We start from the raw sequence: 586 nt of genomic DNA, 5'->3' as shown, positions 1-586 counted from the left end.
ATAGGGCCTGAAGTCATGAACTCTTTTAGAGGTTGGAAGAATTCTTTACCTTCATGTTCTGCGTAAAAGCCGCTCGCCTGCTCTTCAGTCAGGTGAACCATTTTCGCAGCAATAATACGTAGGCCTGCCTTCTCGATTCGATTGTAGATTTCACCGATCAGGTTTCTTTCCACAGCGTCAGGCTTAACAATGGAAAACGTTCTTTCTAGAGCCATAAAGTTTCCTTTTTGTACTTGTAATAATAGTGTTTAAAAGTGACTTACTTGACTACGGCAGCGTCTAACTGACGCCACCATAAATATTATTTTTCTGCTTGCTCATTAAGAAGGCGAGCAAGAGTGCGGACACCCATACCAGTAGCGCCTGCTGCCCACTTGTCTGATGCAGACTTACGGTAAGTACCAGCACAGTCGAAATGCAACCAGCCTTTCTTGTAGTCTTCAACAAAGTAAGACAAAAATGCAGCAGCGGTACTTGCGCCAGGACTGTAGTCTCCAGAGCTGATATTCGATAAATCAGCGAAGTTTGACGGCAACATTCCACGGTGGAAATCAGCCAGAGGCAATGGCCACAGGCCTTCTTTCTC

Annotated in this window: 1 protein-coding gene and 1 pseudogene; both read right to left on the bottom strand. The window is 45.2% G+C overall.

Annotated features, from left to right (window positions below; genetic code table 11):
* The coding region (locus R7O13_RS29030) for a nucleoside-diphosphate kinase (protein WP_318305479.1) at nucleotides 1–215 on the bottom strand (215 nt) is incomplete at its 3' end.
* An 86-nt stretch (nucleotides 216–301) separates the two neighbouring features.
* Nucleotides 302–586, bottom strand: a pseudogene (locus R7O13_RS29025) (aminopeptidase PepB); the annotation flags it as partial.

The sequence above is a fragment of the Vibrio sp. Y176 genome (genome assembly GCF_033438945.1).
Note: the sequence above shows the minus strand (reverse complement) of the source record. Positions and strands in the feature narration are given on the sequence as shown.